The organism is Candidatus Palauibacter australiensis (genome assembly GCA_026705295.1).
GTDB lineage: Bacteria > Gemmatimonadota > Gemmatimonadetes > Palauibacterales > Palauibacteraceae > Palauibacter > Palauibacter australiensis.
Window position 1 is genome coordinate 1 of sequence record JAPPBA010000051.1, and the last position, 7,912, is coordinate 7,912.

General features: G+C 70.1%; 5 protein-coding genes. 3 read left to right on the forward strand and 2 right to left on the reverse strand.

The window, feature by feature from the left end; all coding sequences use genetic code 11:
• Positions 1–147: 147 nt before the first annotated feature.
• A complete protein-coding gene (locus tag OXN85_03805; GenBank protein MCY3599087.1) occupies positions 148–2,088 on the reverse strand; it encodes a hypothetical protein in 1,941 nt (646 codons plus the stop codon).
• A gap of 162 nt (positions 2,089–2,250) precedes the next feature.
• On the opposite strand from OXN85_03805, the gene OXN85_03810 reads away from it, so the two are divergent.
• The 3 genes from OXN85_03810 to OXN85_03820 are packed head-to-tail and all read left to right on the forward strand — an operon-like array spanning position 2,251 to position 6,457.
• Complete coding sequence (locus OXN85_03810) at positions 2,251–3,267, forward strand: ATP-binding cassette domain-containing protein (protein MCY3599088.1); 1,017 nt, start codon at positions 2,251–2,253, stop codon at positions 3,265–3,267.
• Positions 3,264–5,519, forward strand: a complete 2,256-nt coding sequence (locus OXN85_03815) for a Gldg family protein (GenBank protein ID MCY3599089.1) — start codon at positions 3,264–3,266, stop codon at positions 5,517–5,519. The genes OXN85_03810 and OXN85_03815 overlap by 4 nt, the downstream gene beginning before the upstream one ends.
• Entirely contained in the window at positions 5,516–6,457 is a 942-nt protein-coding gene (locus tag OXN85_03820) for a DUF4340 domain-containing protein (GenBank protein ID MCY3599090.1), read from the forward strand. The genes OXN85_03815 and OXN85_03820 overlap by 4 nt, the downstream gene beginning before the upstream one ends.
• Before the next feature lie 30 nt (positions 6,458–6,487).
• Here the strand turns inward: OXN85_03820 and OXN85_03825 are convergent, their stop codons facing one another.
• Entirely contained in the window at positions 6,488–7,876 is a 1,389-nt protein-coding gene (locus OXN85_03825; protein MCY3599091.1) for a class II fumarate hydratase, read from the reverse strand.
• Positions 7,877–7,912 lie beyond the last annotated feature (36 nt).

Sequence of the window (7,912 nt, forward strand, 5' to 3'; positions counted from 1 at the left end):
GGCAGGAGGGGATCGACCCGTGGACGGCGACGAGCCTCTGGATGGGCGACCCCCTCGACCTCGACTGGGCGCTCTGGGTCCTCTGGGCACAGTACGACACGAGGCCGCTGGCGGCGTGAGGGTCGCCAACGTCCCTAGCGTCTACAGCTACGGCGGGGTGGGGCCCCAGAGTGCATTCACGCCCATCTGGTAGGGGACCACCAGGCCGGCGCTCGCGCTGTCCGGGAGCACCAAGAAGGGCGTTCGGCCCGGTTCCGCCTCGATGAGGCGCGCGTTCGCTTCCGGCCCGAGATCACGGGTCCAAAGCACGCCCGAGCCGCCGAGCCCGGGCAAATCCCCGCGCCACACGTAGCTGGTGAGGCCCATCGCGCCGAGCCGGTCGGCCGCCGCCTCGCGCCCGCACCGATCGACCACCTCCTCCGGTCGCTGCGCTCCGACGAGAGCACCCTCGAGACGGCAAGGGTCATACTGTGTCAGGAGAGCCCTTACGCTGTCGAGCCTCATGGGCCGCGCGGCGAGCCGGGCGCCGAGCCGGTCCTGCCAGGACTCGTGCACGAACACGAGCGACGGGCCGGGCTCCGTGATTTCGGGAACGAGCGCGGCGCGGCCTCCCAGGCGGACCACGCGCTCCGCCCCCCCTGCGGTCAGGCCGTAAACGAGGGGAATGAGGACGAGGACGGCGATCCCGTCCGAGAGCCACGGGCGGCGGCCCGCGCGGGCGAGGCCGATCGTCGCCAGCACGAGGAGGGCGCACCAGGCCGGCACGGCCTCGCCGAGCATGCGCGGCCCGAACACCAGGTCGTGATGCCAGTACAGCGCGCTCGCGAGGATCGGCAGAAGCGCCCACGCGGCGAGGATACGCTCGCCGCGCCGCAGGCGGCGGGCCAGGAGAAGGTAGAGTCCAATCAGCGCGGCAACCGGCAGCACAGTGCCGAAGAGTCCGCGCCCGACCGAGAGCAATTCGGTCGACGTGTAGCCCAGCGCCCGTGTGAAGCCGTACATGCGGCCCCATGGGTCGACGTGGAAGCCGAGGCCGTGGCTGGGGCCGGTGGCGGCCGTGTAGCCGAGGGTGAGCGGGCTGCCGAAGAAGTGGGCGTTGAACCAGGCGAAGCCGACCGCGAACGGGAGGCCGCCGAGCGCCCACCAGGCGAAGCGGCGCAGAAGCCACGGCCGGTGCAGGCCCGGTTCCTGCCGCGGCGCGGTGAGCCACACGCCGGCCGTCACGGCGGTGCCGATGAGCAGGCCGGAGACGGGGCGGGTCGTGACCATGACGCCCATCGCGGCGCCCGCCGCCAGCGCCCACACGGCCCGGCCCGTCTCGGCCCGGAGCGACAGCCAGAGGGCGAGCGCGGCGAAGGCCGCGACCGTGGCGTGGTTCATGTAGGCCCCGGCGAGGGCCAGCAGCATGGGACTCGTGACGGCGAGCAGGGCGCCGAGCCGGGCGGCCGCGATCCGGTCGGGCAGCAGGCGCTCGAAAGAGAGGACGGAGAAGACGCCGAGCATTCCCATGGTCGCCGCCACCGCGATCCATGGACCACCCAGTTTGAAGCCGACCGCAAGCCACAGGGCGTGGGCCGGGGGATACTGGGACACCCACCCCGCGGGCGTCTGCACCATGAACTGCATGGACCAGAACTCCGGCATCGCGAGTGGAGGTCCGGCCAGCTCCCCGGCGGCGAAGTAGCGAGCCTGCAAGAGGTTCACGCTCGCGTCAGTGACGAGCGTGCGGCCATCGAACGCGACCAGCGCGACCGCGGTCGCGAGCCCGGCGCCAAGCAGGCCCATGAACGCGGCCACCGACCACGCCGGCGGCCGTTCGATCGCCCGGCCGATCCGGGTGAGAATGCCGGACAGCCTCCCTCCCCCGAACATTCCTGCGAGGACGGCGACTCCAACCACGAGGAGGGTCCAGACGCCGGTCGCAACGCCCCAACTGTACGTCCAGTGCTCGAAACCCGACCGACGCATGAGGTCGTCCAGCGCGCCCCGAGGCGCGGACGGATCGAGGACCACGAAGACGGGGACGACGACGAGCACGACCAGCGCGAGGCCCACCACCCGCCGGGCCGCATCGAGGAGTACGTTCATGCCCGAGAAGCTACACCCGCGCCCCCGGCCTGTCTGCGATGACCCGTGGCCGACGGCCCGCAACGAGCGGCCGGCAGGTCCGGCGGCGCTTGACTCGCACCCCGCCCGATCTACTTTTCCCGCCCCGTCTCACATCTCCAAACCGGATCTGATGTCACTCGCATGTCACTCGTATCGCTGACCGATGTCGTGAAGAAGTTCGGCGAGACCGTTGCGGTCGATTCCGCGACGTTCTCGATCGACCGCGGCGAAGTCGTGGGCTTCCTCGGGCCGAACGGCGCGGGCAAGACGACGACCATGAGGCTTCTCACGCAGTATCTCGAACCCGATGGGGGCACGATCTCCATCGATGGCCTGTCCATCGAGGACCACCCGGTCGAACTGCGGCGCCGCATCGGCTACCTGCCCGAGACGAACCCCCTGTACCGGGACATGCTCGCGGGCGAGTACATCACATTCATGGGCCGGCTGCGCGGCATGGGCACCGAGGAGATCCGCGCGCGGACGGACGATGTCGTCGCGCAAACCGGCATCGAAGCCGTCTACTACCGCCCGATCAACCAGCTCTCGAAGGGGTATCGGCAGCGCGTCGGCCTCGCGCAGGCCATCCTCTCGCAGCCGGAGATCCTCATCCTCGACGAGCCGACCGAAGGGCTCGACCCGAACCAGCGCGTGGAGATCCGCAGCCTCATCCGCGACGTGGGGACCGACCGCACCGTCCTCCTCAGCACGCACGTGATGCAGGAGGTGCGGAAGACGTGTTCGCGCGTCGTCATCATCAACGAGGGGCGCATCGTCGCGGATGGCTCCGTCGATGCGCTCGTCGCCGGACATGGCGGCGCCCGGGTGATGGTCGAACTCGAAGCTCCCGCGGATGCCGCCGGGGAGGCCATGGGCGACCTCGCCTCCGTGGCCCGGGCCGACGCCGTCGAGGCGGACGCGGGCGGACGGGCGCGGTTCGCCGTCGAGGGCGGCGCCGGCCAGGATCCGCGTCCGGACATTTCGCGACTCGCCGCGGCGCGGGGATGGCCGCTGTGGGAGCTGCACCTCGCCCAGGCGAGCCTGGAGGATCTCTTCCACCGGCTCACCGCCGAGAGCGCGGGACCGGCCGACGAGACGGCCGACGAGGCTGGCGGCGAGACCCCCGAAGAGACGGCCGGCGAGGAGGTGGACGGATGATCGGCCGCATCCTCACGGTCGCGAAGCGGGAGTTCGCGGGCTACTTCGACCACGCGACCGCCTACATCCTCCTCGTCATCTTCCTCGGGATCAACTTCTATTTCTACTTCCAGGAGGCCTACCTCCTCGGCGAGGCGTCGCTGCGACCGATGCTGTCCCTCCTTCCCTGGCTCCTGCTCTTCTTCATTCCGGCCGTCTGCATGCGGTCGTTCGCGGAGGAGCGCAACGCGGGGACGCTCGAACTCGTGCTCGCACAGCCGATCCAGGTCGTGGAGTTCCTGCTCGGCAAATTCCTCGGCGTCCTCTTCTTCCTGTCGATCGCGATGGCGGGGACGCTGGGCATCCCCCTCGGTCTCACGCTCGGCGCCGACCTCCAGTGGGGCGTCGTCTTCTCCCAGTACCTGGGATCGATGTTCCTCATCTCGGCCCTCATCGCGGTCGGCCTGTGGGCGTCCTCGCTCACGAGGAACCAGGTGACCGCGTTCATCATCGGGGTCACGGTCAGCTTCGCCCTCTACCTCATCGGACTCCCGACGGTCACCCTCTCCCTCCCCGGCCCCCTCGCCGCGGTGGCGACGCGCCTCGGCGTGCTCGGGCACTTCTCGAACGTGGCGCGAGGCGTGATCGACCTGCGGGACGTCCTGTACTTCGCGGCGCTCGGGACGGCGTTCCTCTCGCTCACGTATTTCTCCGTCATGCGCGAGCGCCTGAGCCGCCAACGGCCGGCGTACGGGCGGCTGCGCGTGGGCGTGCTCGGCCTGGTCGGGATCGCGATCTTCGCCGCCCTGGCGGGCGCACAGTTGCGCGGCCGACTCGACCTCACCCCCGGCAAGGTCTACACGCTCTCCCCGCCGACGGCCGACCTGCTGCGCGGCGTGGACGACCTCGTCACGATCAAGCTCTTCCAGTCGGCCGAACTGCCGGCGCAACTCGCTGCCGTAGGCCGGGATGTGGACGACCTCCTTCGGGATCTCGACGCCACCGGCGGGGCCAACGTGAACCTTGTCCGGCTGGACCCCGACGAGGACCCCGACGCGCGGGAGGAGGCGGGGCTGCTCGGCATCCGCGCCGTGCCGTTCCAGATCCTCGACGATGACGAGGTGTCGTACCAGGAGCGCTACTTCGCGCTCGCGGTCCAGTACGCCGGCGAGAGCCAGATTATCCCGCTCATCCGGCAGACGGCGGACCTCGAATACCGTCTCGCCTCGATGATCCGCGCCCTCACGCGACCGGAACGCCCCACCATCGGGATCCTGACCGGGCACGGCGAACTGAGCCTGGACGCGGGGCTTCGGCTCGCGCGCGGCCGCCTCGCGCTCGAGTACGACCTGATGGAGTTCCGCGTGGACTCGACGACCGTGGCGGTGCCGAACTCGATCAACGTCCTCGTGATCGCCGGCGGCCAGATGCCGCTGGAGCCCGCGGCGGGCGAGATCCTGAGCCGCTTCGTCGACGACGGCGGGAGTCTCTTCGTGCTGAAGTCCGGCGTGACGGCGGACATGCAGGCGCGCTACGCGGGCCCCACCTTCGATCCGGCCCTCGATTCGCTGCTGCAGGCGCGCGGACTCGGCATCGTCCCGTCGATGGCCTTCGACCTCCGGCTCCACGAACAGGTGCAGGTGCCGTCGCAGAGCGGTCCCTTCATCGTGGACTATCCGTTCTGGATGCTCGCTCAGCCGGCCTCCAGGCATGTGATCGTGGAGGGCGTGGCGAACGTGCCGATCCGGTTCGGGAGCCCGCTCCTCGTCGAGGTGGAGGACAGCACCCTGGTCACTCCGCTACTCACGACTTCGGACATAGGCGGACGACTGGGGACGCCGCTGTCCATCGACGCGATGCAGGACTGGGAGGCGGTCATCGCGCCGGATGGACAGCTCTCCGAGGACGACGTGGCGATGGAGACGCTCGCGCTGGCCTACACGCAGCCGGGCGGGGGCCGCATCGTCCTCGCGAGTTCCTCGTCGCTCATCCACGACGAGACGCTTGCGCAGTCGATGTCCGGGCTGGCCGGCATGGTCTTCTTCCAGAACGCGATCGACTGGCTCGCCCAGGACGAGGCGCTGATCTCGATCCGGTCCAAGGACCGCGCGCCGCCGCTCCTCCTCTTCCCCAACGAGTGGTTCCCGGATCTGACCCGGTACGGAAATCTGGCCGGCGTCCCGCTGCTCTTCGTCCTCATCGGCGTGCTGCGGCTCGCGCGGCGGCGGCAGGTGCAGCAGCGCTCCTTCAGCGAGGGAGGAGCGCTCACATGAACGCGAAGCAGTTGAAGCTCATCGCGATCGTGCTCGGCGTGGCGGTGCTTCTCACCCTGCCCCGGCTGTTCAGGGACAGTGGCGAGGGGGGGACGCTGGATGTAGGGGACGGCTTCTCCTTCGTGGTGACGGACTCCATCGCGGGCGTGGACATCGTGCTCGCGGACGACGCCGGCACGGTGCGTCTCGAGCGGACGGACGCGGGGTGGACGGTCGACGGATACGTGGCGGACGAACCCAAGATCCGCGACCTCCTGGACGTGGCCGGGCGGCTCTCCTCGTCGGAACTCGTCGCGCGCAACCCTTCGAATCACGCCGGCCTGGGCGTCGCGGAGGGCGGTCGGCGCGTCGAAGTGCGGACGGCCGGCGGCGACGTGCGGCGGTTCCATCTCGGCGGCAGGGACACCCGCTCCGGCGGCTACTTCGTGCGCCTTCCCGGCGACGATGTCGTCTATCGGCTCGACGGTCCGGCGGGAGGCTACCTGAGCCGCGACCGGGACGGGTGGCGCCCGCGCCTGATCGCCTCCGTGGACACCGCCGCCGTCCGCGAAATCCTCATGCGTCGCGGGGAACGGGAGGCCGTGCTACGCCGGAGCGACGAGGGGTGGCTCGCGGAGGACGTGGCGGGGGACGCACCGGCGGACTCGGCGCTCGTGCAGCGGCTCCTCTCCATCCTGCCCTCCGTCTCCGCTTCCGGCTTCCCCACGGCGGAAGAAGAGGCGGCCGCCGATTTCACGCTCCCGGACGGATGGTTCGAGGTGTTCTCGGAGGGGTCCGCCGATGTCACGGGCCGGCAACTCGAACTCTCGATCCTCCTGCTGGAGGACGAGGAACGCGGAGACTGGGTCGCTCGCCTCGCGGACGGCACGGAGGCCTTTCGGCTCTCCAGCCTCACGGTGAATCGCCTGCTCCCGGAGGCGCTGGTCCCCGTCCCCTAGCGCCTTCTCCCCGTCCCCCGGCGGGCCGGGTCAGCCGGGCTCGGTCATCGCGCGGAAGTCGAGGATGCGGTCGAGTTCCGCCGGTGCCACGAGTCCCCGCTCCAGCACGAGTTCCTTCAAGGTGCGGTCTTCCGCGAGGCTGAGCTTGGCGAGTTCGGCCGCCTTGTCGTATCCGATGACGGGCGCGAGCGCGGTGGCGAGCGCCGCGGTGGATTCCGCGTTCCGCAGGCAGCGCTCCTCGTTCACCGTGATCCCCCGGACGCAGCGTTCGGCGAACTCGACGCTCGCCGTGGAAAGGATCCGCACGCTCTCGAGCAGGTTGTGGGCCATCACGGGGATCATGACGTTGAGTTCGAGGTTCCCCGACTGCCCGCCCACGACGATCGCGGCGTCGTTGCCGATGACCTGCGCGCAGACCTGAAGCACCGATTCCGCCATCACCGGGTTCACCTTGCCCGGCATGATGGACGAACCCGGCTGCACGGCGGGGAGGTTGATCTCGCCCAGGCCCGTGCGCGGACCGGATGACAGCCAGCGCAGATCGTTCGCGATCTTGGTCAGGCTCACGGCGACGGTTCGCAGCGCCCCGCTCGCCTCGACCACCGCGTCGCGCGCCGACTGCGCCTCGAAGTGGTTCGACGCCTCCACGAACTCGACCCCGAGGATCTCGCTCAGCGCGGCCGACATTCGCGCGCCGAAGTCGGCCGGCGTGTTGATGCCGGTGCCCACCGCCGTCCCGCCGATGGCGAGTTCCGCGAGCGCGGGACGGACGGCCTCGACGCGCCGGATCCCGTGCCCCACCTGGCTGGCGTAGCCCCCGAACTCCTGTCCCAGGCGGACGGGCGTCGCGTCCTGCAGGTGCGTGCGCCCCGCCTTCGCGATGTGATCGAACTCCTCCGCCTTCTCCGCGAGCGCCGCGCGCAGCCGCTCCAGCGCGGGCAGAAGCTCGTGCTCGATCGCGACCAGTCCCGAGACGTGGGTGGCGGTGGGGATCACGTCGTTCGACGACTGCCCGAGGTTGACGTGGTCGTTGGGGTGGACCGGGCTCCGCGAACCCACGACCCCGCCCAGGAGCTGGATGGCGCGGTTCGCGATGACTTCGTTCGCGTTCATGTTCGTCGACGTGCCCGACCCGGTCTGGAAGATGTCCAGCACGAAGTGCGAATCCAGCTCCCCCGTCATGGCCTCGCCGGCCGCCCGCTCGATCGCTTCGCCGAGCTGGGGTTCGAGGAGTCCCAGATCCCGGTTCACGCGGGAGGCCGCCAGCTTGATCGCGCCGAGCGCCTCGATGAAGCGGCGCCCGAAGCGGAGGTCGGAGATGGGGAAGTTCTGGCGGGCTCGCTCCGTCTGCGCTCCGTAGAGCCGGTCGGAGGGAATCGCCATCTCCCCCATGGAGTCCTCCTCTATACGATGGTCCATGCTAGAACTCGATGAGGTCGCCGACGCGGATTCCGT